Annotated in this window: 26 protein-coding genes and 1 pseudogene; 12 read left to right on the top strand and 15 right to left on the bottom strand. The window is 69.2% G+C overall.

Annotation, left to right across the window (positions count from 1 at the left end; translation table 11 throughout):
• Positions 1–111 precede the first annotated feature (111 nt).
• A complete protein-coding gene (locus tag ACWDAS_RS33300; protein WP_450398369.1) occupies positions 112–930 on the top strand; it encodes an inositol monophosphatase family protein in 819 nt (272 codons plus the stop codon).
• 369 nt (positions 931–1,299) lie between these two features.
• Here ACWDAS_RS33300 and ACWDAS_RS33295 read toward each other — a convergent pair whose 3' ends face one another.
• A complete protein-coding gene (locus tag ACWDAS_RS33295; RefSeq protein WP_450398367.1) occupies positions 1,300–1,761 on the bottom strand; it encodes an RrF2 family transcriptional regulator in 462 nt (153 codons plus the stop codon).
• A 222-nt stretch (positions 1,762–1,983) separates the two neighbouring features.
• On the opposite strand from ACWDAS_RS33295, the gene ACWDAS_RS33290 reads away from it, so the two are divergent.
• Complete coding sequence (locus ACWDAS_RS33290) at positions 1,984–2,457, top strand: nuclear transport factor 2 family protein (protein WP_450398365.1); 474 nt, start codon at positions 1,984–1,986, stop codon at positions 2,455–2,457.
• A 438-nt stretch (positions 2,458–2,895) separates the two neighbouring features.
• On the opposite strand, the gene ACWDAS_RS33285 is transcribed toward ACWDAS_RS33290, so the two are convergent.
• From ACWDAS_RS33285 to ACWDAS_RS33265, 5 genes are all read right to left on the bottom strand, one after another.
• Positions 2,896–5,106 carry a SpoIIE family protein phosphatase gene (locus tag ACWDAS_RS33285; RefSeq protein ID WP_450398363.1) on the bottom strand — a complete coding sequence of 737 codons (2,211 nt, stop codon included), beginning with the start codon at positions 5,104–5,106 and terminating at the stop codon, positions 2,896–2,898.
• A gap of 86 nt (positions 5,107–5,192) precedes the next feature.
• Complete coding sequence (locus ACWDAS_RS33280) at positions 5,193–5,339, bottom strand: hypothetical protein (RefSeq protein WP_450398361.1); 147 nt, start codon at positions 5,337–5,339, stop codon at positions 5,193–5,195.
• 47 nt (positions 5,340–5,386) lie between these two features.
• Positions 5,387–5,926, bottom strand: a complete 540-nt coding sequence (locus tag ACWDAS_RS33275; protein WP_450398359.1) for a DUF6448 family protein — start codon at positions 5,924–5,926, stop codon at positions 5,387–5,389.
• 93 nt (positions 5,927–6,019) lie between these two features.
• Positions 6,020–6,925 (bottom strand): universal stress protein, encoded by a 906-nt coding sequence (locus ACWDAS_RS33270; RefSeq protein WP_450398357.1) that lies wholly within the window; start codon positions 6,923–6,925, stop codon positions 6,020–6,022.
• 55 nt (positions 6,926–6,980) lie between these two features.
• Positions 6,981–7,250, bottom strand: coding sequence for a hypothetical protein (locus ACWDAS_RS33265; RefSeq protein ID WP_450398355.1), 270 nt, complete (start codon positions 7,248–7,250; stop codon positions 6,981–6,983).
• 371 nt (positions 7,251–7,621) lie between these two features.
• Here ACWDAS_RS33265 and ACWDAS_RS33260 point away from each other — a divergent pair, with 371 nt between their 5' ends.
• On the top strand, positions 7,622–7,747 hold the full coding sequence (locus ACWDAS_RS33260) for a hypothetical protein (RefSeq protein WP_450398354.1): 126 nt from the start codon (positions 7,622–7,624) through the stop codon (positions 7,745–7,747).
• Positions 7,744–8,631, top strand: a complete 888-nt coding sequence (locus ACWDAS_RS33255) for a universal stress protein (protein ID WP_450398352.1) — start codon at positions 7,744–7,746, stop codon at positions 8,629–8,631. Before ACWDAS_RS33260 ends, ACWDAS_RS33255 begins: the two co-directional genes overlap by 4 nt.
• A 209-nt stretch (positions 8,632–8,840) precedes the next feature.
• Here the strand turns inward: ACWDAS_RS33255 and ACWDAS_RS33250 are convergent, their stop codons facing one another.
• From ACWDAS_RS33250 to ACWDAS_RS33240, 3 genes are all read right to left on the bottom strand, one after another.
• Positions 8,841–9,110, bottom strand: a complete 270-nt coding sequence (locus ACWDAS_RS33250; protein WP_450398351.1) for a hypothetical protein — start codon at positions 9,108–9,110, stop codon at positions 8,841–8,843.
• A 15-nt stretch (positions 9,111–9,125) separates the two neighbouring features.
• On the bottom strand, positions 9,126–9,257 hold the full coding sequence (locus ACWDAS_RS33245; RefSeq protein ID WP_450398350.1) for a hypothetical protein: 132 nt from the start codon (positions 9,255–9,257) through the stop codon (positions 9,126–9,128).
• Between the two features lie 111 nt (positions 9,258–9,368).
• Entirely contained in the window at positions 9,369–9,845 is a 477-nt protein-coding gene (locus ACWDAS_RS33240; protein WP_450398348.1) for an Hsp20/alpha crystallin family protein, read from the bottom strand.
• Between the two features lie 505 nt (positions 9,846–10,350).
• Here ACWDAS_RS33240 and ACWDAS_RS33235 point away from each other — a divergent pair.
• From ACWDAS_RS33235 to ACWDAS_RS33220, 4 genes and pseudogenes are all read left to right on the top strand, one after another.
• Entirely contained in the window at positions 10,351–11,865 is a 1,515-nt protein-coding gene (locus ACWDAS_RS33235; RefSeq protein WP_450398347.1) for a DUF1254 domain-containing protein, read from the top strand.
• 38 nt (positions 11,866–11,903) lie between these two features.
• Positions 11,904–12,371 (top strand): annotated as a pseudogene (locus ACWDAS_RS33230) (amino acid permease); the annotation flags it as partial.
• A gap of 133 nt (positions 12,372–12,504) precedes the next feature.
• Positions 12,505–13,308, top strand: coding sequence for a sigma 54 modulation/S30EA ribosomal C-terminal domain-containing protein (locus tag ACWDAS_RS33225; RefSeq protein WP_450398345.1), 804 nt, complete (start codon positions 12,505–12,507; stop codon positions 13,306–13,308).
• 35 nt (positions 13,309–13,343) lie between these two features.
• Positions 13,344–13,589, top strand: a complete 246-nt coding sequence (locus ACWDAS_RS33220; protein WP_450398344.1) for a hypothetical protein — start codon at positions 13,344–13,346, stop codon at positions 13,587–13,589.
• 91 nt (positions 13,590–13,680) lie between these two features.
• Here the strand turns inward: ACWDAS_RS33220 and ACWDAS_RS33215 are convergent, their stop codons facing one another.
• Entirely contained in the window at positions 13,681–15,003 is a 1,323-nt protein-coding gene (locus ACWDAS_RS33215) for a phosphoribosyltransferase family protein (protein WP_450398342.1), read from the bottom strand.
• Positions 15,004–16,092: 1,089 nt separating this feature from the next.
• Here ACWDAS_RS33215 and ACWDAS_RS33210 point away from each other — a divergent pair.
• The gene (locus ACWDAS_RS33210) at positions 16,093–16,512 is read left to right on the top strand and encodes a CBS domain-containing protein (RefSeq protein ID WP_450398340.1); all 420 of its coding nucleotides are present in this window, start codon (positions 16,093–16,095) and stop codon (positions 16,510–16,512) included.
• 201 nt (positions 16,513–16,713) lie between these two features.
• Here the strand turns inward: ACWDAS_RS33210 and ACWDAS_RS33205 are convergent, their stop codons facing one another.
• From ACWDAS_RS33205 to ACWDAS_RS33195, 3 genes are all read right to left on the bottom strand, one after another.
• The gene (locus ACWDAS_RS33205; protein ID WP_450398339.1) at positions 16,714–17,820 is read right to left on the bottom strand and encodes a baeRF2 domain-containing protein; all 1,107 of its coding nucleotides are present in this window, start codon (positions 17,818–17,820) and stop codon (positions 16,714–16,716) included.
• 205 nt (positions 17,821–18,025) lie between these two features.
• The gene (locus ACWDAS_RS33200) at positions 18,026–18,736 is read right to left on the bottom strand and encodes a class I SAM-dependent methyltransferase (protein ID WP_450398414.1); all 711 of its coding nucleotides are present in this window, start codon (positions 18,734–18,736) and stop codon (positions 18,026–18,028) included.
• 43 nt (positions 18,737–18,779) lie between these two features.
• A complete protein-coding gene (locus ACWDAS_RS33195; protein WP_450398338.1) occupies positions 18,780–18,995 on the bottom strand; it encodes a hypothetical protein in 216 nt (71 codons plus the stop codon).
• 261 nt (positions 18,996–19,256) lie between these two features.
• On the opposite strand from ACWDAS_RS33195, the gene ACWDAS_RS33190 reads away from it, so the two are divergent.
• Positions 19,257–19,574 (top strand): hypothetical protein, encoded by a 318-nt coding sequence (locus ACWDAS_RS33190; RefSeq protein WP_450398336.1) that lies wholly within the window; start codon positions 19,257–19,259, stop codon positions 19,572–19,574.
• A 158-nt stretch (positions 19,575–19,732) separates the two neighbouring features.
• A complete protein-coding gene (locus ACWDAS_RS33185) occupies positions 19,733–20,362 on the top strand; it encodes a hypothetical protein (RefSeq protein WP_450398335.1) in 630 nt (209 codons plus the stop codon).
• Between the two features lie 262 nt (positions 20,363–20,624).
• Here ACWDAS_RS33185 and ACWDAS_RS33180 read toward each other — a convergent pair whose 3' ends face one another.
• Positions 20,625–21,590: a hypothetical protein gene (locus tag ACWDAS_RS33180; protein ID WP_450398333.1), complete on the bottom strand. Its 966-nt coding sequence runs from the start codon at positions 21,588–21,590 to the stop codon at positions 20,625–20,627.
• Positions 21,587–21,997, bottom strand: coding sequence for a hypothetical protein (locus tag ACWDAS_RS33175; RefSeq protein ID WP_450398331.1), 411 nt, complete (start codon positions 21,995–21,997; stop codon positions 21,587–21,589). Before ACWDAS_RS33175 ends, ACWDAS_RS33180 begins: the two co-directional genes overlap by 4 nt.
• A 92-nt stretch (positions 21,998–22,089) precedes the next feature.
• Here ACWDAS_RS33175 and ACWDAS_RS33170 point away from each other — a divergent pair, with 92 nt between their 5' ends.
• Positions 22,090–26,355 (top strand): CHAT domain-containing protein, encoded by a 4,266-nt coding sequence (locus tag ACWDAS_RS33170; RefSeq protein WP_450398330.1) that lies wholly within the window; start codon positions 22,090–22,092, stop codon positions 26,353–26,355.
• The last annotated feature ends 3 nt before the right edge of the window (positions 26,356–26,358 follow it).

Genomic DNA, 26,358 nt, shown 5'->3' with positions numbered 1-26,358 from the left:
AGAGCCAGTTTCGATCATCAGAGACACGGACAGGGACGGCACCCCGGAGGCGCGGCCGAGGATGGTGAGCGGCTCGATCACCCCGCCCGCATCTGGAAGGCAGGTCCGCCCGTGACCCCAACCGACCCCGTCGCCGTGCTCCCCGTTCTCGCCGACGCCGCCCGCGAGGCCGGCGCGCTGTTGCTCCGGGCATCGCGTCCCGCGCCGGCCGTCGACCTGGCTGGGTTCCGCCGGGCCTTGGACGCGATCGAGGCACCGCTGGTGGCCGTACTGCGCGAGCGTCTGGACGCGCTGCGCCCGGGGGTGCCCTGGGCGGCCGAACTCGATGAGCGCGTGCCGGACCGCGGCGAGGTGTGGGTCGTGGACGCGATCGACGGCGCCGTGCAGTACCTGCAGGGACTTCCGCAGTTCTGCGTCAACCTGGCCCTGGTGAGGGACGGCGAGCCGGTTGCGGCGGCGCTGCACGCGCCGCTTCTCGGCGAGACCTGCACGGCCGCCGCCGGCGAGGGCGCGGCCCGCGACGGTGTGCGAATCTCCCCCTCGATGAAGACGGACCCGGCCGCGGCCGTGCTCGCGACCAGCCATCCGCCGTTCCTCGCCGCCCGGGAGCCGGGGCTCGCCGAGCCGACCGGCAGGGCGCTGGCCGCCGTACTGCCGCACGTGGGGGCCGTACGCAACCTCGGTCCGACGTCCTGGCAGCTTGCCGACGTGGCGGCGGGCCGCCTGGACGGCTTCTGGCAACTGGGACGGGACGACGCCAACCTGTTGGGCGGCGTCCTGATCGCCCGCGAGGCCGGTGCCGTCGCGACCGACCTGCACGGCCTCCCGTGGCGGGCCGGGGCCACGAGCGTCCTCGTCGCGGGCCCCGGCCTGCACGGGCGGCTGCTGGCACCGCTGAGCGCGGTCGCTCCGCCGGCTGTGACTGCCTAGGCTCCCGCCGCTACGGCAGTGCCTGCGGCCGGAACGCGGACGAGCGGGACCGACCGGTGCAGCCGGGAGTTCACCGACAGCGCCGGCCACGACAAGCGCTGACAGCCAGGCACGCGGCGCCCCGGAGCAACCCGCCCGCCGGGCGGCCGTAGGGCGTTGTGGACGCCCCGGCCGCCAGGCAAGGCACCGGCGGACCGCCGCCCATGCCTGGCGCGCTGCGCTGATCGGCACGGCGGCCCCGACGCCTGCGCCCAGCGCCGCTTGGAGTATGCGAGGGTCCCGGCCGACGAGAAGGAGTCGCCGATCTTGAAAGGATCGCACTGATCTGAAACGGACCGCGGCCGGACTGCCGCTTGGGCCTGTTGCCCCTCAGCGGTTCCCGAGGCCGAGGGCATCACCGGCCCGGTCGATGGCGCGCAGGTCATCGAGGCTGTCTGCGAGGGTGCGGCCTGCCAACGCGCCGAGGACGGCTGCCTCGGTCTCGTCGGTGAGTCGGGCGAAGTACTCGGCGGAGTGGTTCGTCACCAGACACTCCCGTGGCCCCTCCGGCCGGGGTGCCCACAGCGGCTTGTCGCCGATGGACGAGCGGTAGATCTCCTCCAGCGTGATCCGGTCGGCTGGCCGACCGAGGCGGACACCCCCGCTGCGGCCCTTGATGGACGCGACGAGACCGTCGTGCACCAACGGGACCATCAGCTTGCGCACCAGGCTCGGGTTGGTGTTCAGGCTCCTGGCGAGCTGGGTCGAACTCAGGACGGGACTGCCCTCTTCCTCGGCGTGGCCCAGCAGGAGCATCGCCTTCAGCGCGCTGGAGAACCGTACGTCCAGCATGCCCGCACCCCTTCCTTCCGCCGGCTTGGTCCGGGTGACCCCCATATTAGCAACTTTCACAGTTGCACTTCCGTGGAGAGATATGTACTTTTCACAAATGCAGATTGCGGTCCGCTCAAGGTGACCGCAAGCACGAGCACCCGGCGCACAAGTAACCCGTCACCTGTCCGCCACCGGAGTCCCGGACACCCACAGGCACCACACACAGAACCGGAGAACACCATGAGCACCGAGAACGAGATCAGGGAGATCGTTTCCCGGTACACCCGGGCAGCCGACTGGCGCGACGGCGCGGCGCTGGTGAAGCTCTACGAGGCCGACGCCGTCGTCGAGATCCACTACCGCGGGCCCGACGGGATGGAGCTGCTGGGAACCCTCTCCGGAGGGGAGCAGATCGCGGCGGCCATGTCCACGGCCATGGCGCCGCACCCGCCCCTGGGCTGGAGCCACCACACCACCTACGACCACCTGGTCACCGTCGACGGCGACGAAGCCACCATCGACACCCAGTTCATCACCTTCGACGTCGCCGGAACCAGGAAGCCCGAAGGCGGCTGGCCCGCCGGCACCTTCGGCGCCCAGGGCACCATCAAGCCCATCGAGTCCGGGTACTACCGCTTCACCTTCCGCCGGACCGATGGAACCTGGCGCATCCGCCACCAGGACGTCATCCACGACATCCCTTACGTCTTCTGATCGCCTGCGGCTCGCACCGGCCCTCGGCACAGCGGGCTCCCACAGCTCCCGCACCGACAGGCCGGTCAGCTCCGCCGCTGCCCGCAGCGTGTGCAACGCAGGATCGGTGGCCATCTGCCGCAGATCGGCCCGACCCGCAGCACCCGCCGGACCCGACGCCACCATCTCCGGCGTCACATCCGTCAAATGCATCGGCCCGAAACCAACACCTCCTCCGGCACCCCGAACTCCGGGGCCGACGCCGCGAACTCCTCCTGCCGCACACCATCCGACGGCGACTTCTCACCGGCCGCATGTGCCGTCAACGGCACCGCGGCCGACCCCACGACGAAGCGGCGGTGGAGCCATCGGCGGGCGGTGTCGACTACGACGCCGTGGCGTCGGTCTGCTAAAGAGTCTTGTGACTCCGGGCTGGGCAGCCACCTGGCGACAGGGGCTCTAGTGGGGAACGGTGGTTTCGCACCAGACGACCTTGCCACGACCACTGGGCGAACTCCCCCACTCGCCGAGAGCGTCCACGATGAGCAGGCCGCGGCCGTGCTCTGCCTGAGCGTTCTCCTCCTCGCATGCTGAGAGGGAGGATGGGACCGGAGGCGTTACGTCGGAATCGCGGACCTCAAGCCGGATCCGATCCGGATACAGCCTCAATTGCAGCTCGACGTAACTATCGGCATGAAGCAAGGCGTTCGTCACGACTTCCGATGCCATGAGTTCCAAGTCATCCGCCGCTGCTTCCACTTCCCAGTCCTTCAGGCAATCTCGAACGAACTCACGGGCAGCCTTGACGCCGTGCAGATCGTGGCGCTGAATCTCCATCCTGCCGGTACGGTGTTGTGGGCCTGTGCCGGCGCAGAGCGCGAAGAGGAGGACGACGTCGTCCCGGCGCTCAGGCGGAGAGGGCACCATGGACATGAGATGGTCCGCAAGGTCCTCCAAACAGTGGTCGGTTTCCCGACTGCCGGTGGCGAGCATCGTGCGTGCTGAGGAGACCGCGTCAGGCCCATATGCTTGACTGAGACCGTCGGTGTACAGAAACAACAGTGCCCCCGGGGAGAGGTTCGCCTCGAAAGCGCGATAGGGAATAGGTGACGGCACCCCAAGAGGGACACCGATGACCGTGTCAAGCGCTGCGATACCTCCGTCGGGACAGCGGATCAGCGGTGCGGGGTGACCTGCCAGGGCCACCTCAGCCGTCCCGTCGGCCGATTCCAGATAGACAACGCAACACGTGGCCAGCAGTTCGCGCTCCAGCTGACTGAGCAGGTTGCTGGCGCGCGTCAGAACCGCTTCCGGTCTGTGCCCCTCGCTGACAAATGCGAGTACTGCACTGCGCAGCTGGCCCATGACCACGCAGCTTTCTACGGAGTGACCCTCCACATCCCCGATCACCAGCCCGATGCCACCGGACGGAAGTGAGACCACGTCGTACCAGTCCCCACCTCCTCCAGCCGGGGCGGGAATATAACGAGCAGTGGCGACCACCTCCGGCAAGTCGGACAGGACACGTGGCAGCAGCCGTCTCTGCAGGCTCTCAGCGAGAGCGTGCTCGCCTTCGCCCAGAAGAGTCCGCTCCAATGCCTGGCCAAGCAAATCCGCCATCATCATCATCACGGCCTGGGCTTCCGCACCGAAAAGCCGGTGCTCCGCCCACCCAAGAGAGCAGACACCCACCGGGTGCCCGCCCGCCCGCATGGGCAGGTGCGCCCACGCTCGATTGCCGTCGTCCTGTGCGTCGGGGTAGGCACGGAGCAGGTCGCCACGCTGCGGGAAGAAGTACGGGTCCGAGCCGCGCAGAACGTCGGCCAAAGGAGTCGTCCCTTTCCTCAGGGCACTGGACCCGTGGAGTTGCCTGACCGCCCTGGCGGTCGGGCCGGTGTGTCCGACGACCCACAGTCTCCCGTCGGCGACCATCGTCACGATGAGGCTCTGCGCGCCGAGAGTGTCCATCAATCGTGACCGGGCAACCTCGACGACCCCACGTGGGCTCACGACCGAGTTCAATTCGTCGGCCAGCTTGAGGACCTGGTATATCCAGCTCAGGCCGGCAGAGCCGGGGACGTCCGGCAGTGCCCACCGGGTGGCAGGTTCGGTAAGAGGGCTGCGTGGCTTGAACACGGGGAAGATCAACGGCTGCCTGTCCGGCCGTACGGCCGTACCGCGCGCGGCCAGGGACGCCAGCTCGCGCGTCAACTCCGCGCCCATGTCCTGAAGCCGTTGACGCTGGGCCTCGCCGAGGACACCGTCCCTCCAAGGGATCCGGCTCACGGCCAGCGCGCCGTACCGGCGATCGGCGTCGGCTAGGGGGACGGCCACCACTGCGTACGGCGCTCGAACGGGACCCACGTCGTCCGGACGAACGCCTGGTTCTCCGATAATGGCAGTCCTTCCCGTCCGGCACGCCAGCGCCGAAGCCCGCGGTCCGTTCAGGGACATACGCTCTGGCATGTTGAAGACGGCCGGAGGCGAACCACCGATTACCGCCGCGCTCAGGAACTCTCCGTCATCTTCCAGAAGGTAGGCAATCCCTGCCACCGCGTCGAACTCCACCACCGCTTCGCGGACGGCGGCAACCAGCAGCGTGTCCAGGACCTCGGCGTCCGCCGAATGGCGAGCGCCACCTTCCGGATTCTCTCCCGCAATGCTGCTCATCCGTGGCCCCGTCCCAAGCAACGAAAATCACCAGGCCGGCCAAATCGAGGATCTCGAGAACGGCACAACCTGCGTTGCGTGGCGTACTACGTCGCTTTTAGCTTACAGACGAAATCGATACCCTGGATCCACTTGATCTGTTTGAAGCCGAGCTGCACCTCGTTGCGCAGGCGCAAGGGGGCGCGCCGTGGCCGAACGGCAGCGGTCGGCCGTTCAATGTCGTAGGCGAGCACGGTCAGGTGGTGGCGTACCGTGGCTCGTCATCTGGTGGCGGTGGCGATCAGACCCTCGACCTGGGAAGCGTGGCATGGGCATGTGGGGCGGCGATGGCCTGCTTATAGAGGCCGTGGGCCCATACTTGCAGGCCAAGCGCCGCTTCGATGTACTCGCGGGCGGCGGCCACACCGTCGCCGGCATGTTCTTTGAGTGCCATGGCGTGTGCGTGCCGGGCATTCACCTGCTCGCGGACTATCGCGCACAGCAACTGGGCCAGCTCGTCCGCCGAGCCGCCATCCAGCGCGCGCTCGGCAGCCGGGATCACTGGCCCGATGTCCAGCCCGGCCGGCTTCAGCCCTGTGAAGGGCGCGCCTTCGCCTGCACGGTGTACGCGGACAACCGTCTCGAAGAGCCAGCGATCAGCCACTTCCCGGGCCGTCGGGCCGAGCGACCGCGCCCGGTCGGCCAGGGCGAACGCCTCGCGCACTTCCTGCTCCCCTTCCTGGGGGACGTAAGGAAGGACGCGGTCCACGTCTCCCTCCTGCAAGGCCAGGCGCGCAGCCCTGACAACGGGACCGTCGAGGGAATCACAGTGCGGTGGCATGACCGATCACCTCTTCCGAGCGTTACCTCCAGCATCACTCCACTCGCTTGCCCGGGTCCCCCTGGAGTGGGGTGAGTCTGGCTCGGTGGGTGGTCAGGCGGTCACGTCCCCGGCGTCGTGCGGCACAAGGACAACCGGGCACCGTGCATGATGCATAAGGCCCTGGCCGACCGAGCCGAGCAGCAGTCCGGAGAATCCGCCCAGCCCACGACTGCCCACCACCAGCGCCAGCGCCCACTGGGCCGACTCGCTGAGTACCTGTACCGGGTGCCCAGGGATCACCTCGTGCCGAAACTCGACTTGCGGGTACTTCTCCTGCCAGCCCGCCGTGGACTCCGCCAGCACCCGCCGCACCTGGTCCTCTGTCTCGTCCCCCACATCCTCCGAAGGGAAACCGCGCGGATGGGGTGGCTGCCAGGTGGAGACCGCGACCAGGCGAGCCTCGTGGAACGCGGCCTCCTCGAAGGCGAACCGCACCGCCTCCGTCGACAGGGCCGAACCATCGACGCCCACCACGACTTGGGGCGGAGCGTGGTTCACATGCGCGGACTCCCGGACCACGACGACCGGGCACGGTGCGTGCCTGACCAAGGGCATGCCCACCGACTCGCGGCTGAACAGATCCCGCACGATGCCCCGGTGCTGTGAGCCGATCACCACCATGGCACTGCCCGGTGCCCGGGCCCGCAGGACGTCCGCCGGAGAACCATCGGCAAGTTCGGCGACCACCGTGAGTCCCGGGTGGCGCTGAACGGCGAAGTCCCGCGCCTCCTCCAGCACTGCGGCGTACGCGGCACGGACCGCCGGCCCCCACGACGTCCACAACGAGGTCAGCTCGGCAGAGCCGCCTTCCAGACCGGGCGCGTCGACGGCGAGCACCACGTGCAGCGGCAGACGCCGAAGCGCCGCCTCATCCGCCGCCCAGGCCAGGGCCGGCCTGGCGGCAGGCATGGCATCCACCCCGACGACAACCGCGCCGCGCTCATGTGCCGTGCTCATGCTGTCCTTCCCTTCGCAGCTCGATGCATCCTCGCTCGGGTGTCAGTCCACATGGTCAGTCGTCCCGAAGCTGCGGCACCCACAGCGGACAGCACGTGTCCTCGAACGCGGCCAGCCGCGCCATGGCGTCCTGATACTCCTGCCAACTGAGAACGCCGGTTGTCCGACCGGCGACGAGCAGCTTCTCGACCTCCTCCCGCAGGAGAGGACCGGAGCCGGTTCGGGCCGGGGAAGACGATCGCCGGACACGAGCAGCAGTCACCAGCCCTCGCACGCGCGTGGCCACCAGCATCGCAAGGAGGATGACAACGATTACGGTTGCCACGCCGACCACCTCCTCTTGCAGGCGGCTTTCTTGACCAGCGTCTCTCCCGGCTCCTCCGGCAGGGCATGGGCCGGAAGGCCCGGACGCCAGGGCCGGACAGCCCCGGCCCGGTGAACGATCCCCGGCGACATGGAGCGCGACCGGTGCCGCAGGCCCCGAGGCATCGCCGCACTGTGCCGCCGGAACCCGCTCTGGCGGAGTCGGTCGCTTCAATCGGCGGCCTGCGACGGGTGCCGGAATTGCGGTGGCATCGCGCCCGAAGGGTGCGCGGCCGGCTTGCCAAGGGACTGGAATGTCTCGTGACCCTGCTGTCGATCCGTTGGCGCGGCAGAGGAGCCTGCGCGAGTGTGAGAAGCAAGGAGGTTGCGCCCATGATGATCACCGAACCCATGATGGCCGTCACCCACCGGCACAACAGCACCGAATGCCCGGCACGAACCGGCCACGTCCCCTGCCCAGGGCGCAGGACACGCCTGGAGACCAAGGGCCCGGCATGAGCGCGCCGGTCGTGGTCGGGGTGGACGGCTCGCCCTTGAGCCTGGAAGCGATCGAGGTAGCGGCCGGCGAGGCACGGCTACGCGGGTGCGCGCTGACGGTGGTCCACGCGTTCTTCTGGCCGACCCTGCATGCGCCGCTGGGTCCCTCGCCGCTCGGACTTACCGAGGGCGAACTGCGGAATATGGCGGGCCGAGTGGTGACCGAGGCGGTGGAGCGCGCGCATGCTGCCGCGCCGGAGGTGGAGGTCACGGACATCGTCGTGGCGGGTGAGCCGCTGACGGTACTGGAGGCCCAGTCGCGCTCCGCGGCGCTGGTCGTGGTCGGCAGCCGCGGGCTTGGGGGCTTCGTGGGGCTGCTCCTTGGCTCCACGGCGGTGCATCTGGCTGCCCATGGTCGTTGCCCGGTCCTGGTGGTGCGAGACGGCGCTGCCGCAGCGGGCCCGGTGCTGCTCGGGATAGACGGCTCACATGCCGGTGAGACGGCGATCGATTTCGCCTTCGCTGAAGCTGCGCTCCGCGGCACCAGCCTCGTGGCCCTGCACGCGTGGACGCCATGGGACACGCCGGTTCCGGCGCCGCAGGATCCCTCGATGCCCTACGCGCTGGAGCGCGGCAAGCTCGCTGCCGGCGAGGAGCGTCTGTTGGCCGAGGCCGTCGCCGGCCGCGGCGAGCGGTACCCGGATGTGCCGGTGGTGCACACTGTGGTGCGGGGTGGTGCCCGCGAGGAGCTCATCGGCGCCAGCCGGAGCGCCGGGCTGGTGGTGGTCGGCGCCCGGGGCCGGGGCGGATTCACCGGCCTGCTTCTGGGATCGGTCAGCCAGGCCCTCCTCCATCACGCGCACTGCCCGGTCGTCGTTGTACGGGGCCCCGGTTCCCGACGGTGAGCCCGCCCCGGAGGGCGAACCCTCGGGCCGGCGGGCGAGGCGCCACCGCTGCTCGACGCCACCGCCCCGGTGCCCCACGCCATGCTGCTGTGCGGCACGCTGCAGGATGGGCGGGTCGCTCACGTCGGCATGAGGTTCGCTGACGAAGGTCCTGCCTTCCGCACGGCGGAGGCGTCACCCGTACCCCTCGGCAGTCCGCAATCGGTCGCTCAAGGAAGGTGTGGCGGGTGCTCCGTCCTCGTCACGGGGTCCTTGGACATGGCGGCGTGCACACCGGTGATGAGCCACTGTTGCGCCTCGATGAGGCCGCAGAAGTTCGCTGTCCCGCTGTGGGTCGAAATGTGGCTGTCGCAGATGGTGAGGTTGCCGAAGATGTATTGTTCAGGGCCGCCGAGGGCGGCCACGAGCGGGTCGGCGACGTGGTTGGGCGGGTATGCGTCGCGGTCCGGAGTGGAGGCATCGGCGATGTGTCCGTGCAAGCCGTGCGCACCCCATCAGGCGCCCTGAATGGTGAACCCGTAGGGTGCGCCCTGCCGGGGCTCGGCGTCCTTGAGCATCCGGTCCGGGACACCGTCGCGAAATTCCAGGCTGCCGTCGGGACTGATCAGGGCGTAGACATCGATCATAGCTGTCCTCTTCGGCCGTGAGTCGGCTGACGGGGGACTCCGCACGTGCAGCGGGGCGGGCAGCGATCACGCCGCCCGCCCCGCTGCACGTGTCGGTTCCTGCGGCAGCTGTCAGGATCCCGTGATCTCGATGTGCCGTGGCTTGACAGCCTGGGCCTTGGGGACGGTGACGGTGAGTATTCCGTCGGCAAGGGTCGCTTTGATCTCCTCGGCCTTGACGTCAGTGGGCAGCAGCGCCCGGTACTCGAAGTGTCCCGTACGCCTGGTGCGGTGGCGCAGCACGCCTTCACGCTCGCGTTCCTTGTACTCACCGGTGATGCACAGCTCCCGCTGGCTGATCTCGACGTCGATGTCCTCGCGCTTGATGCCGGGCAGCTCCGCCTCGACCAGGTAGGCCTCGTCGGTCTCGTGCATGTCGGCCATGGGCGACCAGGCGCCGGCGGGGGTAGCGGCGGCAGCTGACTGCAGCAGATTGTTCATCCGCGCGAAGAGTTCGTCGAGTTCGGAGGCCATCGGCTCGCCCCAGCCCAGGGCCGGGAACGACCTTTCCAGGAGCCGGCCGGGCCGGTGGTGTACAGGCAGGGTCATCGCGGTTCACACCTCCGTGAAACGACGGCATTCGGGTTATTTCCATGCTGCGCGTTCCCGCCTCGTGAGGCGAATCGGGATCCGTGAAGCGGCACCGGGAACGCGGCCGTGGCACCTGGATGCCCTCGTGATTCCCTCGCTGCGCGAGCGTGCATGATGCGGGTGGATGCGTACGCCGCGGCCGTACGCGCTTCGCCCGAAAGGTGCCACCGGCGGGTGCCCGCGATCAGGGAGTGGGGCCTGCGCAATGCCGTTTACGGTTGTCGCCTTCCCGCCGACGGGACAGGATGAATGTTGCCGTCCAACTCTTGGTCGACATGTGGCCAAGAGCGTGCCGGCCCGCCCGTCCTCTCCGGGGTTCACGCTTGCAGCCTGCATCAGCCGTGCGGTCGAAGTGCGGTCGGCAGGGCTCGGGCTGCGTCGATCCGGTGAATGCCGGAGGATGGAAGAGCTGTGGATTCGGGGGATGCAATCAGCCGATCCGGCCAGGTGAAGTGACGCGGATATGTCCGAAACCATGAAGGCTCACGCCCGACACGACATTGCGGCGGAGGTGGCGGGGGCGGCCGCCACGGCAGCACGAGCTGCCGGGCGTGCGGTTCTTCACCCCAAAGCCACCGTCGAACGTGCCCGGCGATTGCCGAGGATCCTCCCTGCGCTGCGCCAGGCGGTGGAACCCATTTTGACCGGACACGTGGGCGACTGGCGTGGAGAATACGCGTACACGCTGGGTGAGCAGGCTTTCGTCTACGGGTTTCCGTACATGTACAACGCCCAGCTCCGGTACGACTGGGTGACGCAGCCGCGGAACCCGGCGACCGTGCCGTATGCGCCGGTCAACCATTTCTGGCACGCCGAACGGCTCTTGGACGCGACCTACCGGGATGGCGGGTGCCCCAACAACGACACCCTTTATTCCGTGGCATGGGTCGACCTCCGCAGTGAGCCGGTCATCCTCTCCCACCCGGACATGGGTGACCGCTATTTCACGTTCGAGCTGATCGGAATCACGTCGGACAATTTCGACTACGTCGGACAACGTGCCACCGGCTCCGTGGCCGGCCACTTCGCTCTCGTCGGCCCCGGCTGGAAGGGGAAACTGCCCCCGGACGTCCGGCCCCTGGAGAGTGCTCCCAGCCCCTGGATACTCATCCTCGGCCGCACCCTCGTGAACGGCCCGCACGATGTGCCCGACGTGCGTGCGCTGCAGGAACAATACAGGCTCACGCCGCTCAGCCTCTTCGGCACACCAGGTGCGAAAGTCCCCGAAACCCGTGACGTACTGACGCCGATCACCGCCAAGGAGGATCCGCTCGGACCCTGGAAGACCCTGAATGCCATGCTGGACGAGAATCCGCCGCCGGACCACCACGAGATCCTGCTCAAGCAGTTCGCCCAAATCGGGATAGGTCCCGGCCTCGACATCGACAGCCAGCCCGACGTGGTCAAGCGAAGCCTCATCAGGGCAGCCGCAGTGGGTCTGCCCATGCTCAAGCAGCAGATCCTCAGCGGGGACTGGGCACACCTGGTTCATGGCTGGCGCTACCCGCCCCCGCAGATGGGACGCTTCGGCGACGACTTCCTCAAACGCGCCGCGGACCAGTCCCTGGTCGGCGTCACCGCCAACGACCCGTCCGAAGCGGTGTACCTGACCAACTTCTGCGATGCGGACGGCAACAGCCTCACAGCCGAGGGCCGCTATGTCCTCCGCTTCGAGGCGGACAATCTGCCGCCCGCCGACGCCTTCTGGTCGCTGACCGCCTACGGCGAGGACATGAACCTCATCCCCAACCAGGCAAACCGCTACTCGATAGGGGACCGCACCGCCGGCCTGGAATGGGACGAGGACGCCGGACTGACCGTCCACCTGCAAAGTCAGTCACCCGGAACCGACAAGGAAGCCAACTGGCTGCCCACCTCCACAAGAGGCAACTGGTTCGTGGTCCTGCGGATGTACCGGCCGCGTCCCGAGGTAGTGGATGCGACCTGGGCATGTCCTCCGCTGACTCGCGTCGGCTGAAGATTGCGCCGTCCTACCGTACGGACAGCGGCTGGGCCATCGCCATCGGCATCTCCGGACACTTCGGCTTCCGGGCGGTGAAACGGGCGCCGATCTTCCGGCGTGGACATTGGGAGCCCCTGGTACGGGTGCCGGACACCGGGTCGACCTGATCGCCGCCCTGCTGTGTTTGCTGATCGCGCACCCTGCTGAACCTGGGCATCAAGAGCGCGGCACGCTTCGAGGCCACTGCGGTGGGGCTGAAGATCCTCGTCGTGCTGCCGGTCATCGGCATCGGCGTCTTCCACATCAACACCGCGAACCACCACCCGTTCTTCCCCTACGTGGTCCGCGGAGCGTTCACCGGAGCCGCAACCGTCTTCTTCGCCGTGTTCGGCTTCGACGCGATGAGCACCGCGGCCGAGGAGTCCAAGGACGCCCAGCGCCACATGCCGAAGGCGATCATCTACTCGCTCGCCATCTGCATGGTGCTCTACGTCGCAGCCTGCCTGGTCCTGACCGGCATGTTCGTGATGCCAGGAGGCCATCGGCTCGGGGTCCCCGGGGACGGCCTGCCCTGGGCTGGGACCGTTCGGCCCTCCGCACACGGCTGATGAACGACGAGTGTGGAAGGAGAACCTATCCGGTCAGGAGAAAGCCATGAAGCATTCTGCACCACCCCAGGCCCCGGAGGTCCAGGTGGAGACACGCGGGCAGCTTCCACCGGACGCGGCCGAGTACGCACAGGCCAAAGTGCGGGCACTGATCAGCCGGACACGAGAACCGGTTCTGTTCGCCCGCGTCAAGCTGACGCACATGGCCAACCCCGCCATGGACCGCCCGGCAATCGCACAGGCCAGCGTGGACGTCAACGGCCGCCCGGTCCGCGCACACGTCGCCGCGGCGACCATCGGCGAGGCCATCGATCTGCTCCAGGACCGGCTGGGTGAACGGCTGGCCCGGCTGGCGGAGCACTGGGAGGCCCGGCGCGGCAGGATGCCCATGCCGGGCCCGCACGCGTGGCGGCACGGCAGCGAACCCAGCCACCGCCCCGACCACTACCCACGTCCGGCCGAGGAGCGTCAGGTCGTACGCCACAAGTCCTTCTCCCTCGCTCGGGAGTCGCCCGATGAGGCGGCTTTCGAGATGGAGATGACGGACTACGACTTCCACCTGTTCACCGATCTCGGCACCGGCGAGGACAGCGTGCTGTACCGGTCCGGACCGACCGGCTACCGGCTCGCGCAGGTCCACCCCCGTCCGCGTATCGTCGGCGATGTGGCCGTACCGCTGACCGTCAGCGAGATCCCTGCACCGCGCATGAACGTGGCCGAGGCGAAACATCGGCTCGACATCACCGGGTTTCCGTTCGTGTTCTTCGCCGACGACACCACTGGTCGGGGCAATGTCCTGTACCACCGCTACGACGGCCACTACGGCCTGATCACCCCGGCTGACGAGTAGCGGCCCATCCATCACACCCCCGTAGGGAGCACGAGATGGCCCACCAAGACCCCGGCGGGCGGGACACCGAGACCCGCCCCACCGCACCCGACGCCGGTGCCGCCGAGAGCCCCAACGCTCGGCTGACACGGCTGGAATCGCAGGTGAAGACGCTGGCCGACGCCATCCGGGCGCTCGCCCAGGGCCTGGAAAGCATCCCGTCCCAGGACACCGCTCTGGCGGAAGAGGCGGCACGCGGCGCCCGGCTGGCCCACGAAATCCTGCTCTCACAAGAGCTTTGACATCCTCGTCGCCCCAAAGGACGACGATTCCCGCCTGCCGCGTCGTTGAAGGCTGCGGTGTCGGGTGGGTACCTGCCGCAGCGGCGCGTGTTCAACCTCCTGTGACGGCGTGGGCGGCCGGAGCCAGGTGATCGGCGAACCAGTCCCGGGCCAGTTCGGTGACCGCGTCCAGGGCGCCGGGCTCCTCGAAGAGGTGGGTGGCGCCGGGGACGACCGCGAGACCGTTCTCGCAGAGCAGCCGGGCCTGCGCCTGGCGGTTGAGGTCGAGCACCATGTGGTCGTGACCGCCGACGATCAGCAGCGTGGGCGCCGACACCGAGGGCAGCCACGGCCCGGCGAGGTCGGGCCTGCCGCCGCGGGAGACGATCGCCGCGATCCGCGCACCCTGCTCCGCGGCGGCACACAGAGCGGCAGCCGCGCCGGTACTGGCGCCGAAATATCCGACCGCGAGCCCCTCGGCCTCGGGCTGTTCGCGCAGCCAGCCGGTGGCAGCTGCCAGGCGGCGCGCCAGCAGCCCGGTGTCGAACACGTTGGCCCGATCACGCTCCTCGTCCTCGGTGAGCAGGTCGAACAGCAGGGTGCCCAGACCCGCCTGGTTCAGCCCGGCGGCGACGAACCGGTTGCGCGGGCTGTGCCGACTGCTGCCGCTGCCGTGGGCGAACACCACGAGCCCGGTGGCGTCCCCGGGGACGGTGAGCTGCCCGCGCAGCCGCACGGGGCCGGCCGCCACGTCCAGCTCCCGGTCCGGCAGCACCGTGCCGGCGGCGGATCCATGAGGGTGGCCCGCCGCCCGCCCCAGGCAGGCCACGACCTCGCTGTCGTCGACTTGGGAGAAGTCGGTGTAGAACTGGCCGATCGCATAGAAGTGCCGGGGCGTGGCCAGGGAGACCAGCTCGTCCGCCTCCCCACCCAGCCGTTCGGTCCAGTCCGGCGGGGCCACGGGCACCGCCAGGACGATCCGCGCCACCCCACGCGCCCGGGCGATACGGCAGGCAGCCCGAGCGGTCGACCCGGTGGCCACCCCGTCGTCGACCACCACCACCGTCCGTCCCGCCGGATCGACCGGCTCCCGATCGCCCCGGTACCGCCGGCCACGCTGCTCCAGAACCTCGCGCTCGCGGTGCTCCACCTGGGCCAGCTCCTCCGAGGTGACGCCCGTGGTGCGCACCACCTCGTCGTTGATCACACGGACGCCGTCCTCGCCGATCGCCCCCATCCCCAGCTCCGGCTGGAACGGCACCCCGAGCTTGCGGACCATGCACACATCCAAGGGCGCGCCCAGCGCCTTGGCGACCTCCGCCGCGACCGGAACCCCTCCCCGGGGCAGCCCCAGCACCACCACATCCTCGTCCTTGAGGTACTCCAACCGGGCGGCAAGCCGCCGCCCCGCGTCGAGACGATCCGTGAACAACACGATCCGGCCTCCTCGTTCCGAAGACAGCCGGCGTGGGTCCGCCATGTCACCGAACCCTCACCCGCCCGCGGCGAACACCCGGAGACTCCGTGACGGACGGATCCGTGGTCGAGCATTCGGACACCTTCCGACCCACCGCACCGGTTGCGCGCGACGTGGCCCCAGCGGCCGCCTGTGCTTCCACTGTGACTCCGGTCGGCGCATACGGCATGGGCTGGAAGTTCCCGCTGTCTTGCGGCGTCACGAAAGGCGGCGCCGCTGCCCCGGCGAGCGGTGACGCTGATCAGGCACAAGCCCGGGAAGGCCCGCTCGGGCGATGAGGCGGCCTGCATGCCGGTCGTCACGGCGCGAGGCATCGGCCTCCGGCTGCCCGGGCACCGGCCATAACCGCCGATGGCGAGATTTCGTGGGGCCGACGTGGGGCCGAATGGAAGCGGGAACCGGGGCCGGTCGGCCCTGGTACCCGGCACTGCGGGGCGTATGGTGGGAATTGGCCTGCGGGGCGAGCGAGGGAGTTCGACCGGAACAGCCGGTGAGGAAGCAGGAAGTAGCAACTCCTGCAGAGCCGGTCATCGACGGTCGGACTGAGAGGCCGGAAGGTCGGCAAGACCGGACGGCGACCTCCACCACCTGATCCGGGCAATGCCGGCGAAGGGAGCCCACCTCGCAGGTCTCCATATGTGCGCAAGGGCAGGCCCGCAGCCAGTAGATCACTTCTCCTGTCGCCTGCGAGGCGGAGGTTCTTGTCGGATGACGGGCTCAGGACACCCCTGCCGCAGTTGGCGGCACGCGGCTTCCACGCATCGTCGTGTCCACCATGCCCTGGCCTGCATCGAGGATCGGGGACGACGCCGCCCGCCAATTCCTGCGGCAGGACGGCGTTGGTGCGTGCACGACGTGCAACGGTTGCAGAGGGCGCCGTTCCAGTGACACCGGCCCGCGAACCCCGCGAACAGCGCGGGAGGCGCAGTGGTCTCTTCGGCCCTGTGGAAAACGAATGTGTATGTATCAGACTAGTGAGATCGACCCAGCAGTGAGGGCCCGGCCCCATCGGGGGTCCCGCCCCGCGGCAAAGCGACGGAGGCAGCGATGACCACTGCACGGGACATCATGCACGTGGGCGCCGAGTGCGTCCAGGAGACCGAGACGCTGGACGTGGCGGCGCGTCGGATGCGCGAGCTGGACATAGGCGCGCTACCGATCTGCGGCCCGGACGACCGGCTCCACGGGATCATCACCGACCGCGACATCGTCGTGAAGTGCCTGGCCCGGGGGAAGGATCCCAAGCACATGACCGCGGGCGAGCTGGCCCAGGGAAAGCCCGTCACGATCGACGCCGATGCGGCAGCCGACAAGGTTCTGCGCACCATGCAGGATCACCGGATCCGGAGGTTGCCTGTCGTCGCCGAGCACCGGCTCGTCGGCATGATCAGCGAAGCCGATCTCTCCCGGCGTCTGTCCGAGGAACAGGTCGGTCACCTTGTCGAGGCCGTGTGCGCGGCGCCCTGAGGCACGTCGTACAGGGATCGAACCGAGGCCTCACGACGGCTCGTGCCCGCCGGCACCACGGTGCCTCGGGGTCACCCTCGCATTCCAATGAAAGCCCGGTCTGCCATCGCGGGTGGACGCTCCACTGTGTGGCATCCGTCTTGATCACTCCGCCGACGTTCCCGGATCACCTCCGGGATGGCCGGCACCGACCGGACCCGGTCAATCCCCGGTGACCGCACCTCGGCCTGCGTAGCGCAGCAGCACGCCTACGCCCTCCCGCAGGCGCAGTCGCCGCTGGGGCACGACAACCAGTTCGGCTGAGGTGCCGACCAGGGCGCGCAGCAGCGCCACCCCGGCTCGTTCCTGCCGAGGATTGTCCACGCCGAAGTGCCGCAACTCCTCCTCGCTGAGGGCGAGCTGCGTGGGCCGGGGGCCGACCCACAGCCGTAGCGCGGACTCGGGGTGGTCGTTGAGCAGCATGGCCTTGACCTGCCCTCGCTGCAGGGCTGTCACAGCGGGTGCCAGGCCCTCGGCCGCGGCTCCGTCGTGCGCCCGCTGGGCGAGGAACATGCTCATCAGCATCCGGTCGTGCGCCGACATGCGCCCGGAGAAGAGGTGTTCCAGTTGAATCTCCAGCAGAGCCCGTTCCGGCTCCGACGCGTCCCGGCCCTCGACGGTGACGATGCGCCCCCGTGCGAAGGTGGGCAGACGGCGCTGGAGAATACCGCGTGCCCACACGTCCCCGGCGAGCACGAGGACGTCGGCGTCGATTTGCCGGGCCCATCCGTTGAGAGTGCGGCCGATCCACACGGCTGACTGCGGCCACTCGTGCACCGGGATCCGCTCGTGCAGGCGCGCACCGGGGCTGACCTTCGTCAGCGGCCAGGCACCGGCCTCCGCCTCGACGGTCACGATCCGGTCCGCGTCGGTCGTGTGGCGGCCGGAGTAGCGGACGACCGCGGCCACGTAGGGGATGTCCGGCGCGCGCTGGGTGGCCAGCGGCATGGTGTCCGGGAGAGTACCGAAGCTGGCCGTGTCCCGCGCCGGCGGGCGCGGCAGTTCATCCTTCAGCGCCAGCGTGCCGTGGGCGGTGAAGATGGCCTGGCCGTGCGGTCCGGGCAGGTCCGCGTCCGAACCCACCGCGCGCGCCAGGGACGTCAGGCAGGACGGGTCGGCCCCCTGGGATGTCAGCTCGTCGCTCAGGTGCCGCCAGCGGAGCGCGACCGCCGCGTCCGGGTCGGCGCCGACGTCGCGTGAGGTGTCCAGGTACACGGACGCGTAGGGGCCAGGATTGGCGTACAAAGGTTCGAGGAACGCAAGTCTCATCGGGCAACACCCTTGACGTCTTGTTCCGCGGCTGTGGTTCCCAAGGGGACCACAGCGGTCTTTTCAGTGCTCCGCTTCTCAGACTCCCCGGTGGAACGGCGCACAAGAAGGGCCGAATGTCCCTATTGCCCGCGATCTTCAATGACGCGTCGCAGGGCCTGCCCGGGCCCCATCGGCTTGTGCGACCTCGATGCGGGGCCCTGCGTCACGCTTTACGGGCGAGGACCAGGCGGGAGTACGGGGCGCCGTCGGGGCGGTGGCCGAAGTCGGGCACCGCGGTCGTGCTCACGGTGAAGCCCGCCGCGGTCAGTTCGGCGCGCACCGCGCGGAGCGGGAAGGTGCGGTAGTACATGACGAAGGGCGGCCGCCAGATCGTGTTCCGTATCCGCATCGCCGCGTCGAACCCGGCGGGTATCCAGTAGCGCCGGGAGGCGATGCGGGGCGGCGCGAAGACCGGGAAGGCGAAGAGCCCGCCGGGCCGAAGGGCGCGGTACACCCCGGTGAACAGGGCCGGCCGCTCGGTGGCCAGGAAGTGCCCGAAGGCGCCGAAGCTGACGGCCAGGTCGAACTCCGCGGCGAAGGGCGGCTTCCGTGCGTCCGCGCGTATCCATTCCGCGTCCGGGTGGGCACGGCGCGCCTGTGCGAGCATGCCGGCGCTGAAGTCCACTCCCGCTACGCGGCCCTGGCACAGCGGTTGCAGAACGCGCAGGCCCGCTCCCGTGCCGCAGCACACGTCCAGCCCGTCACCGAAAGGGCCAAATGGGCGCAGGGCAGCGGCGGTCGCGTCGAGAATGCGGTTCGAGGTGCGGAACGGCGTGTGGTCGAACCTCGGGGCAAGCAGGTCATAGCCGTGCTCGACAGAGGACAGAGCCTGCACGGCCAACTCGCGCAACGAGGGCCCTTCGGGTGAGAACACCATGCCAGGGTAAGCCGGTGTCCCGATTGGCGATGTGCAGTGGCTACAACTCACACCACTCACCCAGTTCGCCGGCCGCCCCCACCTTGATGAAGGTGCGCACAAGGAGCCAGGCACGATCGACGGTCAGGACGAAATCGCCACTGACCGCGTCGACTGCGGTTCTGACGATCTGAGTCACCCAACAACCGCTGAGCATCTGCAGCAGAGCACCAGCACTTGCGGACTCGGAAGATGAGTTCGGACGATTCTCAGTCATCGCGAAATAGCCGCGGCGGTTTCCCCGCAGGCCGTGAGGAACCGTGCGGTCCCGGCGTACGTCGTATCCGTCGTGATCAAGGAACCTGTACGACGCCTGTCCGGCGCCACGTTGCTCGCCGTCCCGCTCGTCGCTCTTCTGCTCTCGTGCTCTGCGCCATCAGACGCCGGCACCGGCCGGACAGCCGGCGACAGCCCCGCGCCGGCGGCCGCATCGGCGTCCGCGTCCGCGTCCCTTTCGGCCGCCGAGCCGGCAGCACCGGTGGAGAGGGTACGCGACGCCTTCGCCACCCTGCAGGCCACCTACCACTCCGGCTGCACAGCAACAACGTCCCCGGGTGAGTGCGAGTACTTCCTGACCCGGGTCCACACCGAACTCGTCGAACTCGATGCCGCGATGAAGGCCGACCCCCAGGGCCCTGGCCACTTCCGCGAGCCCCTCGAATGGATGGCGGATCTGCACGACGCACTCGGCGCGAACACCTCCTTTGAGAACCTCAAGGCGCACCAGGACCAGCTCGTGACGACGCGCGACCGGATCAACCGCTGGATGCAGGGGCACCCCGAGGACTACCGCTGAGCCGCTGTTCAAACAGCGGGAGAGTTCGTCACCAGGCGGGCGACTGTGGACGACCACGTGATTCGGCTCTTTCGTTGATCTTGTGATGCCGATCAGCGAGACGGCTAGAGTTGCCCCGAAGACCGAGAGGGGTCACGGTGAGCTCGACAGGGGTATGGGTGGTCGGCGGCATCCCCGACACGGAGGCTCGGGAACTTCCGGACCGTTACGTCCATCTCATACGGCCCGGCGACTGGGACAAGCCGCCGGATTTCAGCCAGGCGCTGGCCTGGTGGTTGAACGGCGGCGAGGAAGAGGCCTTTTTCGAGCGTTCCATGGGTCCTTCCGGACCCTTGGCACCCACGCCGGTCGCCCATCGATTCGCGGACTTCATCGAGGACGCCAACGTGTCCACCGCGGCCACGGACGCCATGCAGGACGCGAGTATGACGATGATGCCCGAGGCAGTTGGCGATGGTCTCTTCGTAGCGACCGCCCGCAAGGCGAACCCGGTCGCGGCCCTGTACTACGGCCTTGGCGCCCAACGATCGGCGATGCTCCCCGGCTGGTTCGGAAACTTCCTGCTGTCCGCCGACGAGGTTCGGACCGCTCTGCCTCGGGCTGAGGAAGCCCTGCTCATGTCCGACGCGCAGCGAAGCACCGCCCTCTCCCGGATCACCGACTGGATGGCCGCGATGGGCGACACACCCGACTGCGATGCGGCGGAACTCATCGACGCTCCCCTACGGGTTGTTCGACACGCCGCAGAGGCCGGATCCGGCGTTGCCGCTTTCAGCCGCTGGTACTGACCTCCTTCTGGCAGCCACCGACGGGACCTTCTCCACCGGAGGGACCACCGGGGTGATGCCGTTGCGGTTACTGCCGGTCAGCGAGAGGGCGAGGGGAGTACCCCGCGCTCTGCCTTGCCCTCCGCAGCCTGGTCAGCAGGGCCGGGTGGGCGAACGGTCCCACACACCGGACTCATTCCCGGCTGCCAGGCGCCGCCAACAGGGCTCCGAAGAAGCGCCCGAGGGTGGAGGCAGCCTCAGGCCGACTGACTTTCCGATCCGCTCAGCCGGACTCGGACCGTGCATCAGGAACTATCGGTGGCGCCGAGCCGAGCAGCTCACTGAATCGGTCACCGACGTGGGAGGACAGCGGCCCGGCAGGGTCGATTCCGAGCCGCTGCGCCAGTTCACGGACATGCAGACGGACGGCTGCTTCCACAAGCCGGGCATAGCCATCCGTCGCGTCGCGGGTGCGCCGGCAAGCGGCCGCCCCCAGCGACAACCCGACGATACCCGCAGGCCACCATACGAATGCCAGCAGCGTGTACAGCGCTGCCCAGGCACCGAGTTCGGTAGCACGGGCGATGGCGGTACGCGTCGCGGTGATCTCGTTCCGTGCCTCATCAGGAAGCATCAGCCACATGTGTGGCCAAACCTGGGTCAGGTCCAGGCGATGGTCACGCCGCAGCCGCACGGAAACAGCATGCATCCGGTCACCACTCCAGGTCGGCCGGTCCGGGCGTTCCGCCGAGATCGCCGCTCTGGTGCGGAGTGCGGCATGCCGCGGCCCCGGGTCGTGGGGACGGTTCAGTGCCTGTGTGCGTGCGCCCTCCTCCCACCAAAGGCTGTATTCCCGGTGTGCCTCGTCCCACCGGTTCCGGCGCTTCTGAGTCCTGCGTCGCGCGAGGTCACGTGCAGGACGCGGCCACGAGCGCCAATCCGCTGCCAGCGCCACCCGTTCGATCGCCGCCCCCAGGAAGCGGGCCGCCAGACCTGTCGCCACGGACGCCGCGAGGACGGCCGCGAGCAGTACGATCTGGCCGCCGGCGGTGGTCGCGGCCGGATCGTCGGCCCAGGACGTGATGCGGCGAACCAGGAGTGAGACATCCAGTGCGTGGAACTGACCGAGGGCTCGTCCGGCCACGAACACAGCGAGGTACAGCGCCCCGGGCAGCGCCAGCAGACTCACCCACTTGTCGGCGAGGTTCTTGCTGAGTTCGGTGCCGAACCCGCCGAGGAAATCCGTCATTTGGTGAGTGTCGTGCGCCGGAGGGGAGTTCCCGTCACATGGCAGACAGGCGTTCCTTCCGGCCCCGGCCAGGCGTAACGGGCGCACGGATGACCGGCGCGCGGACAGAGAAGGACGGGTTCGCCGGGCAGGCCGGCATCGATCCCGGCCAAGGTCACCGTCGAAGCGTCACGGACACTCCCGAAGACGCCCATGGCGTCCTGCGCCCGCCGCAGCGCGCGGTGAACGGTCTCGAGCAGATCGGCGGGATCCGTGCCGTCGTGGAGGGCGATCAGCAGTTCCTCGAGTCGCCGCAGGTCGTCCGCCGGGCCGGGTTCCAGTGTGGCGCGCATCCGTTCGGCGTTCTCGCAGACGCGTGCGATGCCGTCGGCGATCTGTTCCGTCGTCCGCCTACCGCCGCGTGCCACTGGCCTTCTCCCGGATTGTCGCCGTCAGCGGACCCGAGCGCTGTGGGTCGCCGCCATCGTACGCTGAGACGCCGTGCCACGAGGAGGACTGGATGGGACGCGATGAACTTCTGGGGCTGCTCGGGGAGTTCGTGCAGCGGATCCGAGCGACAGGTGATCCGTCACCGGCATGGTCCCCCGGTGTGATCGCGATGGCCGACAGTCTGGCGGGAACCCTCGATGCGGAAGAGCGCCCGGACATCCCAGCCAGGCATGTGCTGGGCTGGCTGAAGTGGTATCAGGCCGAAGCCGTGCCGGACGGACGGCGTCAGGCCCTGGTTGACGAGGCCTTCGACCTGCTGGCCGCGGCCTCGATCGCCATCGGCTGGGTGGAGTTCCCCGAACCGCTGCTTCCCGCGTTGGCCGACCAGGCCGCGTTGCGACTTCCCGCGATGCTGCACCATGCGGCGCTCGGCCCGGACACACGTCTGCTCTCGGATCTGGTCGATCAATGGATCCACGTGGTGAACGCCACCGCGGAAGGGCATCCAAAGCGGGCGCAGCGGCTGGCGATAGCCTGCGGTGCGCTGGTTTCACGCTCCCAGCGCACCGATGCGGCAGCGGATCTGGACCAGGCGCTGGCCGCGGGCCGCCGCGCCGTGCAACTCGGCGCGGACGAAGAGAACCTGGGGATGTATCTCTCGAACCTGGTCGCCGCTCTCAAGCTGAGGTACGAGCGCACTCGCGATGCGGCGGATCTGGACGAAGCCATCGCCGTCGCGCGCCGAGCCGTCGCCGTTGCGGCAGGTCACAGCGGGGTCGCCGCTGCGGCAACAAACCTGAGCGGAGTGCTGAGTCTGCGCTTCAAACGCGAGCGCAGGCCGGAGGACGCGGCCGAGGCGGCACGAACCGCCCGGCAAGCCGTCGCAGCAGCCGACCCGCACGACCCGAGCCTGGCCGCGACACTGCACAACCTGGCCAGGGCGCTGCATGACAGCTTCGAGCTCACCCGCTCGCCGGCGGATCTCGACGAGGCGCTGGGCGCCGCGCGTCAGGCTGTACTGGCTGGCGAAGGGCAGGCCGGTATGGCCATGTACCTGTCGAACCTCGCGGACGTGCTGCGTGGCAGGTTCGAGCTGACCGCGTCCGAAGCCGATCTGGACGAGGCCATCGTCGTGACGCGCCGCCTCGTCGACATCAGGCCCATGGAGCACGACTCCCGCGTCCTCGACCTCTTGCGCCTCGCCTCACTCCTGTCCGCCCGGTTCACCCGCACCAGCGATACGGCAGACATCGACGACCTGGTCGCGGTCAACCGGCGGGCCGTCCACGCCGCTCCCTGCAGCGCGCCGCTGCTCACCAGCCTGAGTACCGCGCTGCTGTTCCGCTACGAGGAGACCGGGACGACGGCGGACCTGGTCGAGGCCACGGCTCTTGCCCGTCGCGCCGCCGCGGTCTCGGCGGAGGGAGACCACCGGGACCGCCTCTCCGTCTTGCTGCAGTTCGATCGCGCGCTGTGGGCGGGTTTTCAACTCTCCGGTAGGTCCGGGGACCTGGACGAGATCATCGTCGTCCGGCGGTCGATCACCGAGGCGACTCCGACCGGCAGCGCGGAACTGTCCGAGCGCCTCTCCCGGCTGGCTCAGGCACTGTTCAGCCGCTTTCACGACCGCAGGACGCCTGCGGACCTGGACGACGCCGTCTCCGTCCTGCGCAGCGCCCTCGCAGCCGCGGCGACCGACGCAGAGCGCATGTCCTGCCGGTCGGATCTCAGCTGCGCGCTGCAGAGCCGCTTCGAGCACGCCCGCGCGCGACCCGACTTGGACGAGGCGGCGGACATCGCCCGAAGCTTCACCGCCGCGGCGCAGCCAGAACCCTCGCCGGGACTGCTGATCAGCATGGCGATCGTGCTGGACGCTCGCGCGCGGTGGGCCGGGGCTCTGGACGACCTGGATGCGGCGATCGCCCTCGTTCGGCGTGCCGCTGCCGCGACGACCTCGGAGCCCCGGCCACGGGTGAACCCTCGTGGACATCTCCAGCTACGCGTCGCGCAGATCCGGACGGAACCAGGGAACGATGACGAGCCGGGGCAGACCGAGGTGCGGCGCCTGCTCGGGGCCTACCTGACACGACGGTTCGAATGGACTTACGTGCAGGCTGACGTGGACGCCGTTGTGGAGTCGCGACGGGAAGCGGCCGCGACGACGTGCGCCGAGGGTACGCAGCACGCCAGAGACCTGGCTTCGCTCAGCTACGCGCTCAAGCTCCGGTACCACAGGACAGGCGACCGGGCGGACCTCGACGAAGCCGTGACGGCGTGCCGGCAGGCCCTTGCGATCGATCCGGAGAACGCCGTCCATCTGACCTCCCTGAGCGACGGCATGCGACACCGGTTCCTGGCGGACCGGAACGAGACGGATCTTGAGGAAGCCGTCGAGCTGGGCCGCCGCGCGACACAGGTCGCGGCGGACGCCGACGGACATCGGGCAGAGGCGTACGGGAATCTCTGCCAAGTGCTGAAGACCCGCTTCGAGCTGCACCCGTACACGACAGACATCGACGAGGCGGTGGATGCCGCTCGTCAAGCCCTCCTGGCCGCCGACGATGATTTCTCCCGGCCGAACTGGCTGCTGGTTCTCGGAGAGGCGCTGCTGACCCGGATCACCCGTGTCCGTCCCGGGAGTGATGCCGACGGCGAGACCTGCCGCGAAGAGGATCGCCCAGAGGCGCTTCGCGTCCTGTCGGAGCTGGTCCGCTCCCCTGCCGCGGCGCCTCGGCTACGCGTTCACGGGGCGAAGGTCGGCGCCTGGTTGGCCGCCGTAGCTCCCGCGGCACCGGGCCCGGAGGATCTGGCGCTCGCCTCCGACCTCCTGGAAACCGCGGTCCACCTGCTGCCTGAGGTGGCGCCGCGGCGGATGCGCCGCGCCGAGCAGCAGGGTGTCATCGAGTCGGCCGCGGGACTCGCCGACGATGCCGCGGCTCTGTCCCTGGCCGAGCCGACCAGGCCGCCGGCCGAGCGCGCGCGACGCGCCCTGTCACTGCTGGAAGCGGGCCGCGCCGTGCTGCTCGGCCAGCTTCTCGATTTCCGCGGGGACCTGACCGGGCTCCAGGAGGTTCACCCTCAGCTGGCAGCGCGCTTCACCGCTCTGCGTGACTTTCTGGACCGGGACGCCGACCCGGCACTGCCCGGCGACGGCGACCGCATCGGGCCGGCCGCGGAGCTGGCGGCAACGCTTCGCGAGATCCGGGGCCTGGACGGCTTCGCCACCTTCGCGCTGCCTCCCACGGCTGACGAACTTCTCGCCGTCGCCGACCAGGGCCCGGTCGTCAGCTTCAACGTCGCGTACCGCGGCGACGCCCTTCTGCTCACACGGGAGGGCATCACCTCGCTGCGCCTGCCCGCCGTCACCGCGACCACGGTGATCGACCAGGTCAACGCCTTCCACGTCGCGCTGCGGGAAGCCCACGACCCGGCCGGGGATCGCGTCGCGGCGCAGCACACCCTCACCAACGTGCTGAAGTGGCTCTGGGACAACATCACGGGCCCGGTTCTCGATGTGCTGGGCTACCACGGACCCCCCGCCGACGGCACGCCGTTGCCCCGACTGTGGTGGGCGCCCGGCGGATACCTCAGTCTGCTGCCGCTGCACGCCGCCGGCCACCACGACGACCCCCCGAGCGGCCGGACGGTCATGGACCGCGTCGTATCGTCCTACACGCCCACCATCCGGGCGCTGTGTCACGCGCGACTGCGACAGGCTGCGACCAGCACCTACGCGAACACCTCGCTGATCGTCGCCATGCCGGCCACCCCAGGCCTGCCGGACCTGCGGAACGTCCCTGACGAGACCGGGTTGCTGGCGGACATCCTGCCCACCCCCCTCGTCCTGACCGAGCCGGACCGTGACCGGGTCCTGGCGGACCTCCCCGGCCGCGCCGTCGCCCACTTCGCCTGCCATGGCAGCTACGACATCGACGACCCGGCAGCCAGCCGACTCCTGTTGCACGACCACGAACAGAACCCACTGACCGTCGCCGATCTCAACGCCATCAGCCTCGAAGGCTCACAGCTCGCCTATCTCTCCGCCTGCCACACCGCCCTGAACCCGGCCGAGCGCCTGCTAGGGGAAGGAATGCACCTGGCCGGCGGACTGCAGGCAGCAGGCTTCCCACAGGTCGTCGGGACGCTATGGGAACTGGACGACGAGATCGCCGTGGAGATCACCGACGAGTTCTACACGGGGCTCCGCGACACGCGCACCGGGAAGCTCGACCTCGCCCACGCCGCGCGTTCCCTGCACCGGGCCGTCCGTTTGCAGCGGGGCCGCTACCCCAACACCCCGTCCTTGTGGGCATCCCACCTGCACTTCGGCGCGTGACGA

The sequence above is a fragment of the Streptomyces sp. NPDC001070 genome (assembly GCF_053598835.1).
This window is presented reverse-complemented; position numbering and strand designations above follow the sequence as displayed.

Excerpts from the sequence above, each read along its gene's own strand:
- ACWDAS_RS33260 (WP_450398354.1), top strand. The coding sequence starts at position 7,622 with ATGATGATCACCGAACCCATGATGGCCGTCACCCACCGGCACAACAGC.
- ACWDAS_RS33220 (WP_450398344.1), top strand. The coding sequence starts at position 13,344 with ATGGCCCACCAAGACCCCGGCGGGCGGGACACCGAGACCCGCCCCACC.
- ACWDAS_RS33235 (WP_450398347.1), top strand. The coding sequence starts at position 10,351 with ATGTCCGAAACCATGAAGGCTCACGCCCGACACGACATTGCGGCGGAG.
- ACWDAS_RS33255 (WP_450398352.1), top strand. The coding sequence starts at position 7,744 with ATGAGCGCGCCGGTCGTGGTCGGGGTGGACGGCTCGCCCTTGAGCCTG.
- ACWDAS_RS33205 (WP_450398339.1), bottom strand. The coding sequence starts at position 17,820 with ATGAGACTTGCGTTCCTCGAACCTTTGTACGCCAATCCTGGCCCCTAC.
- ACWDAS_RS33290 (WP_450398365.1), top strand. The coding sequence starts at position 1,984 with ATGAGCACCGAGAACGAGATCAGGGAGATCGTTTCCCGGTACACCCGG.
- ACWDAS_RS33240 (WP_450398348.1), bottom strand. The coding sequence starts at position 9,845 with ATGACCCTGCCTGTACACCACCGGCCCGGCCGGCTCCTGGAAAGGTCG.
- ACWDAS_RS33210 (WP_450398340.1), top strand. The coding sequence starts at position 16,093 with ATGACCACTGCACGGGACATCATGCACGTGGGCGCCGAGTGCGTCCAG.
- ACWDAS_RS33270 (WP_450398357.1), bottom strand. The coding sequence starts at position 6,925 with ATGAGCACGGCACATGAGCGCGGCGCGGTTGTCGTCGGGGTGGATGCC.
- ACWDAS_RS33170 (WP_450398330.1), top strand. The coding sequence starts at position 22,090 with ATGGGACGCGATGAACTTCTGGGGCTGCTCGGGGAGTTCGTGCAGCGG.
- ACWDAS_RS33245 (WP_450398350.1), bottom strand. The coding sequence starts at position 9,257 with ATGATCGATGTCTACGCCCTGATCAGTCCCGACGGCAGCCTGGAATTT.
- ACWDAS_RS33285 (WP_450398363.1), bottom strand. The coding sequence starts at position 5,106 with ATGAGCAGCATTGCGGGAGAGAATCCGGAAGGTGGCGCTCGCCATTCG.
- ACWDAS_RS33225 (WP_450398345.1), top strand. The coding sequence starts at position 12,505 with ATGAAGCATTCTGCACCACCCCAGGCCCCGGAGGTCCAGGTGGAGACA.
- ACWDAS_RS33180 (WP_450398333.1), bottom strand. The coding sequence starts at position 21,590 with ATGACGGATTTCCTCGGCGGGTTCGGCACCGAACTCAGCAAGAACCTC.
- ACWDAS_RS33275 (WP_450398359.1), bottom strand. The coding sequence starts at position 5,926 with ATGCCACCGCACTGTGATTCCCTCGACGGTCCCGTTGTCAGGGCTGCG.
- ACWDAS_RS33195 (WP_450398338.1), bottom strand. The coding sequence starts at position 18,995 with ATGACTGAGAATCGTCCGAACTCATCTTCCGAGTCCGCAAGTGCTGGT.
- ACWDAS_RS33295 (WP_450398367.1), bottom strand. The coding sequence starts at position 1,761 with ATGCTGGACGTACGGTTCTCCAGCGCGCTGAAGGCGATGCTCCTGCTG.